Source organism: Brevibacillus sp. HB1.4B (assembly GCF_013284285.1).
GTDB lineage: Bacteria > Bacillota > Bacilli > Brevibacillales > Brevibacillaceae > Brevibacillus > Brevibacillus porteri.
Genome location: NZ_JABSUT010000003.1, coordinates 154,346 through 169,316 on the forward strand (window position 1 = coordinate 154,346; position 14,971 = coordinate 169,316).

A 14,971-nucleotide genomic window follows, 5' to 3' on the forward strand; every position below is an offset into this window, starting at 1 on the left:
TTGTCCCAAAAAAAGGAAAATATATGATTTTAGTTGGAAAATTGAATATGTTTCGAATACAATAGTCATTAGGAAGAGATTATGAATGTAGATCATAGGGAGAGGCAAGGCCATTTAAGGGATGGAGGGAATGACCATGTCAAATGCCAAGCCTTGGATTGCCAATTACCCGCCCGAAACTGCGCCGTCATTGGATTACCCCCGTGTTCCTTTGACGCATTTTCTGGAGCAGTCTGCAGCTATGTATCCAGACAGTAACGCGATCTATTTCATGGGAAAAAGCATTACGTATCGAGAGCTTTTACAGTTGTCATACCAATTTGCCAATGCATTGATCAAGCGCGGTGTAAAGAAAGGTGACCGCGTGGCGATTATGCTGCCAAATACTCCTCAAGCCGTCATCAGCTACTACGGGGCGCTTTTTGCAGGCGCGATCGTGGTCATGACCAACCCGCTGTATACCGAGCGAGAATTGATTCACCAAATGAACGATTCAGGCGCCGAGACCATCATCACACTGGATTTGTTGTACAAACGTGTTACCCAAGTCCGTGCATCTACCTCACTTCAACGAATCATCATCACAAGCATTGGCGATTTCCTTCCCTTATTGAAAAAATGGCTATATCCGTTCGTGCAGAAGAAACAAGGACAAAATCCGCAGGTTACATACAGCGCAGATATTGAACCTTTTCTTTCCGTCTTAAAAGAAAGCGCTACCAAGCCTGTAGAAGTACCAGTCGATCCGACCCAGGATATCGCACTCCTCCAATATACAGGGGGGACAACAGGTGTTGCCAAAGGCGTCATGCTGACGCACGCCAATCTCATTGCGAATGCAGTCCAGTGCCAAGCGGTCCTTTACAAGCTGAAAATGGGAAAGGAACGGATTCTGTGTGTGCTCCCACTGTTCCACGTGTATGGGATGACTACCGTGATGAACAAAGGCATTTGTATCGCAGCAGAAATTATTCTCGTTCCCAAATTCGACGTGAAACAAATATTTGAAATGATCGACAAGCGAAAGCCTACTCTTTTCCCAGGGGCACCAACCATGTATATCGGTTTAATCAACCACCCGGACTTGAAGAAGCATGATCTTTCTTCCATTGACGCATGTGTCAGTGGATCAGCTCCGTTGCCGATCGAAGTCAAGCTCAAATTTGAAGAGTTGACGGGCGGCAAGCTGGTCGAGGGTTATGGGATGACAGAGGCTTCTCCCGTCACACATTCCAATCCCATTTGGGAAAAAGGCATTACTGGAAGCATCGGAATGCCGTGGCCAGATACGGATTGCCGGATTGTGGATACGGCAACGGGAGATGAGATGCCCCAAGGCGAGGTCGGGGAGTTGGCTGTAAAAGGGCCTCAAGTCATGCTCGGCTATTGGAATCGCCCAGAGGATACCGCTGCCGTATTGAAGGATGGCTGGTTTTTGACGGGAGATATGGGCTATATGGACGAAAACGGCTATTTTTATATCGTCGATCGTAAAAAAGACATGATTATAGCTGGTGGCTTCAATATTTATCCGCGCGAAGTAGAAGAAGTGCTGTTTGAGCATCCCGCCATCCAGGAAGCAGCAGTCATCGGTGTCCCAGATCCGTACCGGGGCGAAACCGTCAAAGCATTCGTCGTTTTCAAGGATGGACAGCTCGCGAATGAAGCGGATCTGGAAGCGCATTGCAGACAGAGACTCGCCGCCTATAAGATTCCGAGACAATACGAGATTCGTACAGATTTGCCTAAAACCATGGTCGGAAAAGTATTGCGTCGCCAATTACAAGAAGAAGACAAGAAGAAAAGAGAAGCCCAGGAAGAAATCAAAACGAGCTAGTAGCTGATGTTTTGAGGCTTGCGATCCCAGGCGGAAAGCGGCCTTTTTTGCTGACCTCTTGCGATTGACAGAGGAGTGGCCCTGTATTACACTAATTATGAATGAGTGATCATTCATTTCGTCATCAATGTTAGTAAACATGGAGGTAGTTATGGCAAAGAAAACGGGGGAAAAGTATCAAGCCATTATTGATGCTGCTGTTCGAGTAATCGCCAGACAGGGCTATTACAGTGCCCAGGTATCGAAAATTGCGAAAGAGGCGAAGGTAGCAGACGGCACCATATACCTCTATTTTGAAAACAAGGATGATATTTTGATTTCACTGTTTAACGAAAAGATGGGCCTGTTTGTGGAGACAAACCGCAAACGCATTTCGGAAGCGACGACCATTGAGCAAAAGCTGTATGTACTCATTCATGCACACTTGAGCCAGCTATCCAAGGACCATGATCTGGCAAAAGTGACTCAAATCGAGCTGCGCCAATCCAGTCCGATCATTAGTGAAGGAATCGGCAACGTGATGAAGCAGTATTTTAAACTCATTGACGAAGTGATCGTAGCGGGTATGGAACAGGGTGTATTCCGATCCGATCTCGAGGTGCGGATTACGCGCAAAATGATTTTTGGAACGCTGGACGAAGTGACGACATCTTGGGTGATGAAACAGTGCAAGTACGACCTTGTCTCTTATGTTGATTCCATTCATAACCTCTTCCTGCTTGGTATGAAGGGAAAAGAATGAAAAGAAAAGCTTTTTTTGCATGAAAACGTTTGTTACAATGGAAACAGTAAGACTGAGCGATCGCTCGGAATGAAATAGTAGCTGTTTTTATATATGGGGAGAGTTTGGGGGGAGAGGAATGGCGTCGCATTGGAATGTAGAAATCGTTGATCGCGTTGCTACGGTAACGATTAGCAACCCGCCTGCTAACGCACTCAGTCAAGCAGTGCTCGGTCAATTGAGTGAACTTTTGGACCAGTGGGAAAATAACGATGAGATCAAAGCAATCGTTTTGACTGGCGAAGGTCGGTTTTTCATTGCAGGAGCGGACATCAAAGAATTTACCCAACTGAATCGGGATAATGCGGAAGAACTGGCGAAGAAGGGTCAAGCATTGTTCAATCGCTTGGAAACGTTCCCGAAGCCAATCATTGCAGCAATTAACGGTGCTTGCCTTGGCGGAGGATTGGAGCTTGCTTTGGCATGCCATATCCGCTTCGCAGCACCTGAGGCCAAACTTGGGCTGCCTGAGTTGAATCTCGGACTCATTCCTGGCTACGGTGGTACGCAACGTCTACCGCGTCTGGTTGGCCGTGGCAAAGCGACACAAATGATTCTTACATCAGAGATGATCGGTGGCGAGGAAGCTTTGCGCATCGGTCTTGTGGAAGCGGTTTATCCCGTAGAGCAGTTGCTTGCAGAAGCACAAAAGCTGGCAGCTGTTTTCGCAAGTAAGAGTGCGATTACCCTGAAGTTTGCGCTAGTGTCCATCCATAACACAACGGAGCTTTCGTTATCACAGGGCTTGGAGCAGGAAGCAAAGCTATTTGGCGATGCATTCGCGACGGAGGACGTAAAAGAAGGCGTGACTGCTTTTCTGGAAAAGCGCAAGCCGCAATTCGCAGATCGGTAGTTAAGCATATAGCTTCACAAGTATGAGGTACCACTAAGGAGGAGGCATCCTGATGAATATCGTGGTTGTGTTGAAACAGACGTTTGACACAGAAGAAAAAATCGTCATCCAAAACGGACAAATTTCCGAAGATGGCGTTGAATTCATCATTAATCCCTACGATGAGTACGCTGTAGAAGAGGCAATCAAGCTCAAGGAAGATCATGGCGGGGAAGTAACCGTAATCAGCGTCGGCCCAGACCGTGCTGAAAGTGCGCTGCGCACGGCTTTGGCAATGGGCGCAGACAAGGCTGTTTTGGTGGATGACGAGTCTCTGTTCGGAGACGAATTCACGATTGCCAAAGTATTGGCTGCCGTAGCGAAAAAGGTTGGCTACGATATCATCATTGGTGGACAAATGGCTGTAGACTCCGGGGCTGGCCAAGGCGGTCCTCGTCTAGCAGAAGAACTGGGAATTAACCATGTATCGACTGCTGTGAAGCTAGAGGTGGACGGGACGAACGTACGCGTAGAGCGCGATGTAGAAGGTGACCTGGAAGTCGTGGAGACGAGCCTACCTGTTTTGATTACGGCTCAGCAAGGACTCAACGAGCCGCGCTATCCTTCTCTCCCAGGTATCATGAAAGCGAAGAAAAAACCATTGGATAGACTCGGCGCAGACGATTTGGGCATTACTGCGGATGAGGTAAAAGCAAAGACAGAAATCGTCGATCAGACATTGCCTCCGAAAAAACAGGCGGGTCGCATTCTCTCTGGCGAATTGGCAGCTCAAACGTCGGAATTGGTGCAACTGTTGCGCAATGAAGCGAAAGTGATCTAAGCGAGAGGGAGAGGATATCCATGAAAAAAGTACTTGTATTGGCAGAAGTACGTGACGGACAACTTCGCAACGTGTCGCTGGAAGCATTGACTGCAGCACAAGCATTGGCTGAGGGCGGCGAAATTGTAGCAGGTGTATTCGGGGCAGATGCAGCAACGCATGCAGTGTCATTGGGTCAGTATGGTGCGAGCACGGTGTATACGGCTGATCATACAGCGTTAGCACAGTACACGCCAGATGCGTATGTGCAGGCACTCACGCAGTTGATTGAGCTAGCTTCTCCAGATGCAGTTGTTTTGGGTCACACCGCGATCGGTCGTGACATCGCACCTCGCGTAGCAGCGCGACTCGGTTACGGTCTGGTTTCAGACGTAACAAGTGTAGAAGCGGGCCCTGTCTTCATTCGCCCGATCTATGCAGGAAAAGCGACGCAAACGCGTAAATTCGTTGATGGAACAACATTTATTACGATTCGTCCAAACAACATTGCCATCGGCGCTGCGGACCCTTCGAAAACGGCAGTGGTGGTACCAGTTGAATTGGAAATTAAGGATTTGCGCACGATTGTAAAAGAAGTTGTAAGAAAAACAAGCGGCAAAGTAGACCTTTCCGAAGCAAAAGTCGTGATTTCCGGTGGACGCGGAGTGAAGAGTGCAGAAGGCTTCCAGCCGTTGAACGATCTGGCGGAAGTACTCGGTGCGGCTGTTGGTGCATCTCGTGGCGCTTGCGACGCAGACTATTGCGATTACTCCATGCAGATCGGACAGACAGGTAAGGTTGTTACACCTGATCTATATATCGCATGCGGGATTTCGGGAGCGATTCAGCACTTGGCTGGTATGTCCAGCTCGAAAATCATTGTTGCCATCAACAAAGATCCGGAAGCGCCAATCTTCCAAGTGGCTGATTACGGTATCGTAGGTGACTTGTTCGAAGTGCTGCCATTGCTGACGGCTGAGTTTAAAAAAGTGTTGGTATAACAGAAAAACGGTAACAAGGCGCTCCTTTTGGGGCGCTTTTTTTGTCCGCAAGGCTTACTTTATGCTTTCCTTGCTTGGTATAATAGGCAGTAAGGAGAGGTGATCGGGATGAGCGAACAGCTTTTGCAACAACTGATACACATGGTGGCGGAGAATAACCGATTGGTTAAAGAAACGCAGGAGGAGCTACGCGAGTTTAAGAAAGAAATGTATGATTTTCGGAATGAGATGCATGATTTTCGGAATGAGATGTATGCGTTTCGTGATGAAATGTACGAATTCCGTGATGATGCTACGCGCCGATTAGACAGACTGGAACGCCAAAACAAACACATCGATGCAGACCTCGATCTGTTGCATCGGAAAGTAAGTGATCACGAACGGGAGATTAATCGGCTAAAACAAGTCGGGCAATAAGGTGCAGCCAGACTGGACAAACTAAAGTGAGAAGTGCAGGGCAAAGTGTGGAGCGGCGTAGTCAATTTGGTGTTTGAATGATATACTGATAACCGTTAGGAACCTTTATTTAGCAATTGAAATTCAAGGAGGTAACTTCTCATGGCAATTGTAAATGCTACTGACCAAAACTTTTCCCAGGAAGTAGAGCAAGGCGGTACAGTCCTGGTTGACTTCTGGGCTCCATGGTGCGGCCCTTGCAAAATGATCGCTCCTGTACTGGAGCAAATCGACGGTGAAGTGGGCTCCCAGCTCAAAATCGTCAAAGTAAACGTGGATGACAACCCAGATTCTGCTGGTCGTTTTGGCGTAATGTCCATCCCAACGCTGATCGTATTCAAAGACGGTCAACCAGTTGACAAAGTGATCGGCTTCCAACCAAAAGAAGCGCTCATGGCAACTGTAGGCAAACATCTGTAATCGCAAAGCAATGAGTGAAGCGGCATAGCAATATGCCGCTTTTTTATGTTTGGATACGGAATTCTGAACGATCGTTTGTCAAAAAATTAAGTTTACTTGAGCGAAAATAATTGCGTTTTTAGAATACTTTGATTAAACTTCATATATTCAATTTATTTCGATAATAGAGGGGGCTTTTCTAATGAAGGGATTTCATTTGATGCGCTCGCTGGCGGCGATCTCGCTAGGGGCGGTATTGATGGTCGGATGTTCGAGCGGAGGAAATACAAGTGCTCCTGCAGCAGGAGAAGGTGGATCCGGACAAGCCGCTAGCACTGACGGACAAGAGATTCAGGCAAAAATCGGTGTGGTTGGTTTCCTCTCTGGTTCTGGGGCAGCTTATGGAGAAGCGCAAAAAGCAGGATTGGAGCTGGCGTTGGGCGAGCTGAATGAAGCGAACAAAGGCAAGCTCAAGATCGAACTGAAGTTTGAAGACTCCGCCGGAGAAAAAGAAGGCGCGATTAATGCGGTAAATAAACTGATTAATCAGGATAATGTCGTGGCGATCATCGGACCGACACTTTCCGGTGAAATGTTTGCTGCAGGACCAGTTGCAAACGAGGCCGAAACTCCGATTTTTGGTATCTCCAACACATCAGAAGGAATCAATGATATCGGGGAGTATGTGTTCCGAAATTCTTTGCCTGAATCCATTGCGATCCCGACAGCTATGAAAGCAGCTGTGGAGAAAAATGGCTTGAAAAAAGTAGCACTTATCCACGCTTCTAACGATGACTTCTCCGTGAATGGTTACAAAGTCATGAAAGCAACCGCTGAAAAGCTGGGCTTGGAGATTACCAGTGAAGCGACTTTCGCAAATGGTGATGTGGACTTCTCGGCACAATTGACCAAGCTGAAACAAACAAACCCAGACGCTTTGCTTGTGTCGGCTTTGTACAAAGAAGGCTCTATGGTTGTGAAAAAAGCACGTGAGTTGGGCTTTACAGGGACAATTCTTGGTGGAAATGGTTTTAATAATCCGAAAGTTTTTGAAATTGCAGGTCCAGCTGCTGAGGGCTTGATCGTTGCGACTCCATTCAGCCCTGAAAAGAAAGATGATAAAGTACAAGCCTTCGTAAAAGCATTCGAAGCTAAATACAACAAAAAGCCTGACCAGTTCGCAGCCCAAGCATACGACTCGCTGTACATCATGTCGCAGTCACTGCTTGCCGCAGGAAAAGCAGATCGCGAAGAGTTGCGCGGACAATTGGCTCAGCTGAAAGACTTCACAGGTGTATCCGGCAAACTGTCTTTTGACGAGAAACGTAATCCGATTGGTGATGCGGTTGTCGTTGTCGCAAAAGAAGGCAAATTCGTCCCGTTTGAATAGGATTGTGCCCGGGGTCGCTCCGGGCTTCTTTTTCTATCCGTTATCTCGCTGGATCAGTAAGTACCAGATCATGTTCTTCGCTTGCTGATCCAGCGAGAATAACTCAATCATCGTTGGATAGTAACCACTTAACAGTGAGGTGAGGCAATTGTTTTGGCAGCAATTAGTCAACGGTTTGACAGTTGGTAGCACTTATTCATTGATTGCATTGGGCTATACGCTCATTTTTGGTGTCTTAGGAATCATTAATATGGCACACGGCCAAATTTTTATTTTTGGATCACTGGTTGGCTTGGTATTGATGACCAGCCTGAATATGCCTTTAGGGGTAGCGCTGATTGTGGCGATCGTGATATCGGCCATTTTGGGTCTTGTGCTGGAGTATACAGCACTTCGCCCACTTCGTAAAAAAAATGTACCCCATCTGGCATCCTTGATCAGTACGATCGGATTTGCCATTTTGATGGAGGAAGCCATGCACAAGTTTTTCGGTGCTGACTCCCGTGCGTTCCCACAATCCTTTGGGGATACCACTTTTGACTTGGGGCTCATTCAAATTCGCAGCGTCGATCTCGTTATTTTGGGGATTTCTGTGTTGCTGATGTTCGTCCTGCATTTTTGGATACAAAAAACGAAAATGGGAAAAGCCATTCGCGCGACGGCTGAAAATACGGATACAGCAAATATTTTGGGGATTAACACGAATATGGTCATTGTCGTGACCGTCATGCTTGCGTCGGCACTGGGAGGTGTCGCCGGCATATTGATCGGGATGGCGTACTCTGCTCTCATTCCGACGATGGGGATGACGCTTGGCTTCAAAGGTTTGGCTGTTTTGATTTTAGGCGGGGTAGGCAGCATTCCTGGGGCCATGGTGTGCGGCGTATTGCTCGGGATTATCGAGGTGTTTACCGTCGCATACGGAGACTCGTCGTATCGAGATGCGGTTGCTTTTGGCTTGATCATTCTCATTTTGCTCTTGAAGCCGGAAGGACTATTTGGACGCAAAGCGTAAGGGAGGTGCAGACAATGGACATTCTCAATCCATATAACTTACAGGTACTGACTTTTATCTTGTTAAACAGTATTTTGGCGATCAGTATTTACATTACACTCTCGACGGGCCAGCTTTCTTTGGGACATGCGGGCTTTATGAGCATTGGTGCTTTTACGGCGAGTATTTTGACAAAGCAAGCGGACATGCCTCTGTTTATCGCCATCATAATCGGGGGACTTGCGGCAGGGCTAATTGCACTGTTGATCGGTGCTCCGACATTGAAGCTCCACGGCTTGTACCTGGCCATTGCTACGCTTGGCTTTGGTGAAGTGATCCGCGTTATTTTTCTCAATATGGAAATTACAAATGGCGCCCTCGGACTGACCGGACTTCAATCGATTGGCAATTACTTATACGATTTTGAAAAAGCAATGGGGTTAAAAGCGCAAACCTTTGGCATTTCGGTCATGCAAATGAAGTCATTATCCACCTTTGTGTTTATGCTGCTCTTGTTTGCCTTCGTTCTTTTCCTGACGCTGCGTCTGAACCGTTCTCGTCTCGGGCGTGCTTTTGAAGCGATCAAAGCAGATGAAACGGCGGCACGAGCGATGGGATTGCAAGTCAACTATTATAAGATGCTTGCATTTGTGATCGGTTCCATTTTGGCTGGTGTATGTGGAGGATTGTTCGCCCACATTACGACGACCATTACGCCAGATGATTTTAACTATCATAAAGTCGTAGAGATTCTGTCTTATGCCGTGATTGGCGGCAGCGAAGTGGTATGGGGGCCGCTGTTTGGTGCCTTGGTTTTGACAGCACTGCCGGAGGTACTGCGTGGTTTGGCCGAGTACAAAATGCTCATGTACGGTTTGATCATGGTCGGTGTAATGGCGTTCCGTCCGCATGGCTTGATTGGTGCCGATACGTTCCAAAAGCTGTTCAAGCGTCGTCGGGGCAAGTCATCGGACAAGGAAGCGAAGGGGGGAGTATAAGATGTTGCTGGAACTTGCGAACGTAGGAAAAAGCTTTGGCGGCATCACCGCTCTTCGTGACGTTTCTTTTACGGTCGGAGAGGGCGAAATTGTCGGCTTGATTGGTCCGAATGGTGCGGGCAAAACGACCATTTTCAATATGGCAACGGGCATATTCGAACCAACCACGGGCACCTTTTCTTTTGCCGGACAAAAGCTAAATGGGGTGGCGCCTAACAAAATTACCGAAATGGGGATTGCAAGGACGTTCCAAAATATTCGCCTCTTCGGTCACATGAGTGCGCTGGACAATGTGAAGGTAGGATGTCATTCGCGCATGAAGGCGGGCTTCTGGGCTTCCCTTTTGAAAACCCCCGGACAACGTGCGGAAGAAAAGGCTGTTACCAAAAAAGCAGAGGAGCTCCTCGAATTCGTAGGCTTGTCTGACATTGCTGATGTTCGCTCGGATACATTGGCTTACGGTCAACAACGGCGTCTGGAGATTGCGCGGGCACTGGCTACTGAGCCAAAGCTTTTGCTTTTGGACGAGCCTGCTGCGGGAATGATCGAGACCGAGACAAAAGCGCTCATGGAGCTGGTCAAAAAAATTCGCGATGACGGGACGACTGTCCTGTTGGTCGAACACGATATGGGATTGGTCATGAACCTGTGTGAAAAGGTTGTATGTATCAACTTTGGGGTCAAAATTGCTGACGGCACCCCGTCAGAGGTACAAAACAATCCAGATGTGATTGAAGCTTACCTCGGCAAGGAGGACGAATAAGATGCTGAATATACAAAACTTGACGACCTCCTACGGTCAAATCAAGGCAATTCGTGGGATAACGCTGGAAGTGCCTGAGGGAAAAATCGTCTCGCTGATCGGGGCGAACGGAGCGGGAAAAACCACAACCATGCGTACGATTGCAGGTCAACTGAAGCCTGAAGCAGGGACGATTACGTTTTGTGGTCAACGCATAGAGGGTTCGAGACCCCATCAGATCGTAAAAGCCGGATTGGCGTTGGTACCAGAAGGGCGTGCGATCCTCGGGAAGATGACCGTGCTGGAAAACCTGGAAATGGGCGCATTCCAGCGCAACGATGCACAAGGCATCAAGGACGACATGGAGAAGATGATGACCTGGTTCCCCATCCTGAAGGAGCGGCTTTCCCAATTGGGAGGGACGATGTCTGGCGGTCAACAGCAAATGCTAGCCATTGCTCGCGCATTGATGTCTCGACCGAAGCTGCTGCTTTTGGACGAGCCGTCGATGGGCTTGGCTCCCATCGTGGTATCGGACATTTTCAAGGTGATCAAAGAAATCAATGCGGAAGGTACAACCGTCCTCATCGTGGAGCAAAATGTCAAACAAGCCCTCAAAATCGCTGATTACGGGTATGTACTGGAGGCAGGGCAAATTGTGTTGGACGGCACAGGAGAAGCGTTGTTAAACGACGAGCGTGTAAAAGAAGCATATTTGGGTGGTCGCAAGCACTAGTCTGCCTGTAAAAAACTGTCGCCATGGAATGAGGCGGCAGTTTTTTTCGTCATCATTCCATGGTACTATAAAGGATAGAACGTATATTCTCTTATGATGCGAAAAAGGGAAGGAAGCCGGATACGATGCCAGCCAAATTGACGAGAGAGCAAATGGAATATCTTGTTCATCAAGTACAACGCTATTTTAAAGAAGAACGGTCGGAGACACTCGGCAATTTGGAGACGGAAGAGTTGATTGCCTTTTTCTCAAAAGAGCTAGGCCCCTTCTATTACAATCAAGGGGTGCAAGACAGCCGCAAGCTGCTGATGGAACGGATGAGTTCCTTAGAAGATGAACTGTATGTATTGGAAAAACCAATTCACAAGAACAAATAGATGCATAGCAGATATAGAGCAAAGAGGAGGGAGCAGCCATGAACAGCTCCTTAAAAGATAAGCTGGCCGTCCTGCCAGATAAGCCAGGCTGCTACCTGATGAAAAATGCGAGCGGGGAAATCATTTACGTAGGAAAAGCCAAGGTACTGAAAAACCGCGTCCGCTCTTATTTTACAGGCAGTCATAACGGGAAGACGCAGCTGTTGGTCAGTGAAATCGTGGACTTTGAGTACATTGTGGTATCCTCCGCGATTGAGGCGCTCATCCTCGAGTGCAACCTGATCAAGGAGCACGATCCGCGTTACAATGTCATGCTCCGCGACGACAAGACGTATCCGTACATCAAAATTACGAATGAGGCGCAGCCACGCCTGGAGATTACCCGTAAGGTATTAAAAGATAAAGCCAAGTATTTCGGTCCGTATCCGAATGCCGGAGATGCCTCCGAGGTGAAGAAGCTGCTGGATCGCCTCTATCCGTTGCGCAAGTGCCGCAATATGCCCAAGCAGGTTTGTCTTTACTACCATTTGGGACAATGTTTAGCGCCCTGTGTGTACGAGGTATCGGCAGAGGAAAATCAGCGTTTGGTGGATGAAATCAGCCGGTTCCTCGATGGTGGCCACGAGGAAATGAAGCAAACTCTCACGGAAAAAATGCTGCAAGCCGCTGAAAACATGGAGTTCGAACGAGCCAAGGAATATCGCGATCAGATCAAGAGCATCGAAGCGGTGATGGAGAAGCAGAAGATCACGTTCACGGATACGGTAGACCGCGACATTATCGGATTTGCTGTGGAAAAAGGCTGGATGTGCATTCAGGTGTTCTACATGCGAAAAGGGAAGATGATCGAGCGTCAGACAACTTCTTTTCCATACTATGGAAGCGAAACCGAGGACTTTATGTCTTATGTGAGCCAGTTCTACTACGATAAACAAAATGCGCTACCAAAAGAAATTTTGCTCCCGCAAGAGAGTGAACCGGAGCTTTTGGGTGAGTGGCTGGGCATCAAAGTCCATGCTCCGAAAAGAGGCAAAAAGCATGAGCTCGTGAAGATGGCTTCCGAGAACGCCCGTATTGCTTTGCAGGAGAAGTTCGCGCTGATGTCCAAGGACGATGCTCGTACAGTCCAAGCGGTACACAATCTTGGTCACATTTTAGGGATTCCGGTTCCTCATCGAATTGAAGCGTTTGACAACTCCAACATTCAGGGAACAGAGCCTGTGTCTGCAATGATTGTGTTTACAGATGGTCGCCCTGACAAAAAGGAATACCGCAAATTCAAGATCAAAACCGTCGAGGGGCCAGATGATTACGACTCCATGCGCGAAGTGGTTCGCCGTCGTTACTCACGCCTGCTGAAAGAAAACCAGCCGATGCCTGACCTGATAGTGATCGATGGTGGAAAAGGCCAAATCAGTGCGGCTATGGACGTGCTGGAAAACGAGCTGGGTCTCTATATTCCCGTCTGTGGACTTGCGAAGGACGAGAAGCACCGCACCGCTCAGCTCATGTACGGAGATCCGCCAGAGCCTGTGAATCTTAGACGTGATAGCTATGAGTTTTATTTGTTGCAGCGCATCCAAGATGAAGTCCACCGTTTTGTTATTACATTCCACAGACAATCCCGGACAAAAACGATGCTCTCCTCGCAGTTAGATGAGATCCCGGGTATCGGTGAGAAGCGACGAAAGCTGTTGTTCTCTCATTTTGGCTCGTTGAAAAAAATGCGAGAGGCGACCGTTGAAGACTTCCGCCAATTAGGGATCGGTGACAAGCTAGCAAAAGAAATCATCGGGCATCTGCGCAAGCTGGACACATAGCACATGTAACTTTTTGAACAACCTCTAAAAAGGAATTGATCCATTTTTAGACTCATGATATAATCCGATTCAAACAGAATAGTTAGCCTCACTTCCATTATGGAGTGAGGTAGAGGCGCGAAAACCAAGAGTACCACCCTGAGATCGGGAATCTGTGAAGGGGACGGGAAAGGGGAATTCGCCGAAGTGTGGAGGGAAACCCGCTTTTCTCCATGCTGGGTCTGCGTTGAACAAATGCAGGACTGTCATCTGCACAATGACCAATTGTCAGATGGAGAGCTATCTCACGGTGTGTCAATGTGAGTTTTGATGGTGATGACTGTCAATCTTCGTTGTCCGCGTGTATTGGGAGGGAGGAACCGGTATGTCGAAACAGTAGGCAGCGGCAGGTCTTATTCCTTGTCGGTGCCTTTTTTGTAAAATAAAATGCAAGATTTTTCCTTATAGAGAGAATAGTGAAAAACCATACGATACGAGATAAATACCAATATTGGATATGAGAAAAAGGGAGAGAAGCCGCATGGGGTTGATCGTGCAGAAATATGGAGGCACCTCTGTAGGTACCATTGAGCGAATTTTACGAGTTGCGGATCGAATTGTCAGCTACAAAGAGGAAGGGCATGATGTGGTAGTCGTTGTTTCTGCAATGGGCAAATCTACTGACGTGTTGGTAGGTATGGCCAAGCAGATTAGCGCATACCCATCCGAGCGTGAAATGGATATGCTGCTGACCACGGGGGAGCAGGTATCGATCGCGCTTTTGTCGATGGCCTTGCATACAAAAGGCTACGACGCCATTTCTCTTACGGGCTGGCAGGCTGGAATCACCACGGAGGCGATTCACGGAAGAGCACGGATCAAGCAGATTGATCCAGAGCGGATTCAATCCGAGCTCGGCCGTGGTCGTGTGGTGATCGTGGCAGGATTCCAAGGGATCAGTGACGAAGGTGAAATTACGACGCTCGGCCGCGGTGGATCGGATACATCTGCGGTTACACTCGCAGCGAGCTTGAACGCTGAGAAATGCGAAATCTTTACAGACGTGTCCGGGGTGTATACAGCTGATCCGCGAGTGGTTCCAGCTGCGAGCAAGCTGGATACGATCTCGTATGATGAGATGCTGGAGTTGGCGAACCTCGGTGCAGGGGTTCTTCATCCAAGGTCAGTAGAGGCTGCGAAAAAATACAAGGTAAGGCTGGTCGTCCGCTCCAGCTTTACTGCCGAAGATGGTACGTACGTTGAGGAGGTTGCCAACATGGAAACAGGAAGAGTAGTAAGTGGAGTTGCACACGATGAAGATGTAGCCAAAATCACGGTTGTCGGCATGCCTGCCAAGGTCGGGACGCTCTCCCGTCTGTTCAATACGCTGGCGGACAATCAGGTGAACGTCGATATCATTATCCAAAGCTCTTATGATGCGTCTGTTACGAATATTTCTTTTACAATTGCAGCGGATGACCTGAAAAAAGCACTGGATACGCTGGACAGAAACAAAAACGAGCTTGGCTTTGAAAAAGTCGATTTCGAGGAAGGCTTGACTAAGGTATCGATTGTTGGCTCAGGCATGATCAATAATCCAGGGGTAGCTGCCGAAATGTTCCGTGTCCTGGCAGAAAAAGAAATTTCTATTAAAATGGTATCTACGTCTGATATCAAGGTTTCTTGCGTCATTCCAGCAGCCTTGACGGAGCTGGCTGTTCGCAGTCTTCATTCGGCATATGGTCTGGATGTCGAGGAAACTGCGGTCGTGCACGGAGTATAAAACATGGATGCTCCCTCTCCCTTTGT

15 protein-coding genes and 1 riboswitch are annotated in these 14,971 nt (G+C 48.1%); all 15 genes read left to right on the top strand.

The features are described from left to right. Positions 1-136: 136 nt before the first annotated feature. The 15 genes from HP398_RS08640 (at position 137) to HP398_RS08710 (ending at position 14,945) form a co-directional block, all read left to right on the top strand. The gene (locus HP398_RS08640; RefSeq protein ID WP_069845543.1) at positions 137-1,837 is read left to right on the top strand and encodes an AMP-binding protein; all 1,701 of its coding nucleotides are present in this window, start codon (positions 137-139) and stop codon (positions 1,835-1,837) included. 151 nt (positions 1,838-1,988) lie between these two features. Beyond that, on the top strand, positions 1,989-2,579 hold the full coding sequence (locus HP398_RS08645; protein ID WP_173622388.1) for a fatty acid metabolism transcriptional regulator FadR: 591 nt from the start codon (positions 1,989-1,991) through the stop codon (positions 2,577-2,579). Positions 2,580-2,697: 118 nt separating this feature from the next. Next, the gene (locus tag HP398_RS08650; RefSeq protein ID WP_173622389.1) at positions 2,698-3,471 is read left to right on the top strand and encodes an enoyl-CoA hydratase; all 774 of its coding nucleotides are present in this window, start codon (positions 2,698-2,700) and stop codon (positions 3,469-3,471) included. Positions 3,472-3,523: 52 nt separating this feature from the next. Then, positions 3,524-4,291, top strand: a complete 768-nt coding sequence (locus tag HP398_RS08655) for an electron transfer flavoprotein subunit beta/FixA family protein (protein WP_017251083.1) — start codon at positions 3,524-3,526, stop codon at positions 4,289-4,291. A 20-nt stretch (positions 4,292-4,311) separates the two neighbouring features. Continuing rightward, the gene (locus tag HP398_RS08660) at positions 4,312-5,271 is read left to right on the top strand and encodes an electron transfer flavoprotein subunit alpha/FixB family protein (protein ID WP_173622390.1); all 960 of its coding nucleotides are present in this window, start codon (positions 4,312-4,314) and stop codon (positions 5,269-5,271) included. Positions 5,272-5,379: 108 nt separating this feature from the next. Further along, positions 5,380-5,688 (top strand): hypothetical protein, encoded by a 309-nt coding sequence (locus HP398_RS08665; RefSeq protein WP_173622391.1) that lies wholly within the window; start codon positions 5,380-5,382, stop codon positions 5,686-5,688. Positions 5,689-5,829: 141 nt separating this feature from the next. Further along, positions 5,830-6,147, top strand: coding sequence for a thioredoxin (trxA, locus tag HP398_RS08670; protein WP_007722428.1), 318 nt, complete (start codon positions 5,830-5,832; stop codon positions 6,145-6,147). Positions 6,148-6,328: 181 nt separating this feature from the next. Next, complete coding sequence (locus tag HP398_RS08675; RefSeq protein WP_069845540.1) at positions 6,329-7,516, top strand: ABC transporter substrate-binding protein; 1,188 nt, start codon at positions 6,329-6,331, stop codon at positions 7,514-7,516. A 148-nt stretch (positions 7,517-7,664) separates the two neighbouring features. Then, on the top strand, positions 7,665-8,531 hold the full coding sequence (locus HP398_RS08680; RefSeq protein ID WP_017251087.1) for a branched-chain amino acid ABC transporter permease: 867 nt from the start codon (positions 7,665-7,667) through the stop codon (positions 8,529-8,531). Between the two features lie 14 nt (positions 8,532-8,545). After that, positions 8,546-9,508 carry a branched-chain amino acid ABC transporter permease gene (locus HP398_RS08685; protein WP_173622392.1) on the top strand — a complete coding sequence of 321 codons (963 nt, stop codon included), beginning with the start codon at positions 8,546-8,548 and terminating at the stop codon, positions 9,506-9,508. A gap of 1 nt (position 9,509) precedes the next feature. Next, positions 9,510-10,271 carry an ABC transporter ATP-binding protein gene (locus HP398_RS08690; RefSeq protein WP_173622393.1) on the top strand — a complete coding sequence of 254 codons (762 nt, stop codon included), beginning with the start codon at positions 9,510-9,512 and terminating at the stop codon, positions 10,269-10,271. A gap of 1 nt (position 10,272) precedes the next feature. Then, positions 10,273-10,986 (top strand): ABC transporter ATP-binding protein, encoded by a 714-nt coding sequence (locus HP398_RS08695; RefSeq protein WP_017251090.1) that lies wholly within the window; start codon positions 10,273-10,275, stop codon positions 10,984-10,986. Between the two features lie 125 nt (positions 10,987-11,111). After that, the gene (locus HP398_RS08700) at positions 11,112-11,363 is read left to right on the top strand and encodes a DUF2164 domain-containing protein (protein ID WP_106833037.1); all 252 of its coding nucleotides are present in this window, start codon (positions 11,112-11,114) and stop codon (positions 11,361-11,363) included. Between the two features lie 38 nt (positions 11,364-11,401). Next, positions 11,402-13,183, top strand: a complete 1,782-nt coding sequence (gene uvrC, locus HP398_RS08705) for an excinuclease ABC subunit UvrC (RefSeq protein ID WP_173622394.1) — start codon at positions 11,402-11,404, stop codon at positions 13,181-13,183. A gap of 102 nt (positions 13,184-13,285) precedes the next feature. After that, a riboswitch (Lysine riboswitch) is annotated at positions 13,286-13,473 on the top strand. Between the two features lie 230 nt (positions 13,474-13,703). Then, complete coding sequence (locus tag HP398_RS08710) at positions 13,704-14,945, top strand: aspartate kinase (RefSeq protein WP_173622395.1); 1,242 nt, start codon at positions 13,704-13,706, stop codon at positions 14,943-14,945. Positions 14,946-14,971 lie beyond the last annotated feature (26 nt).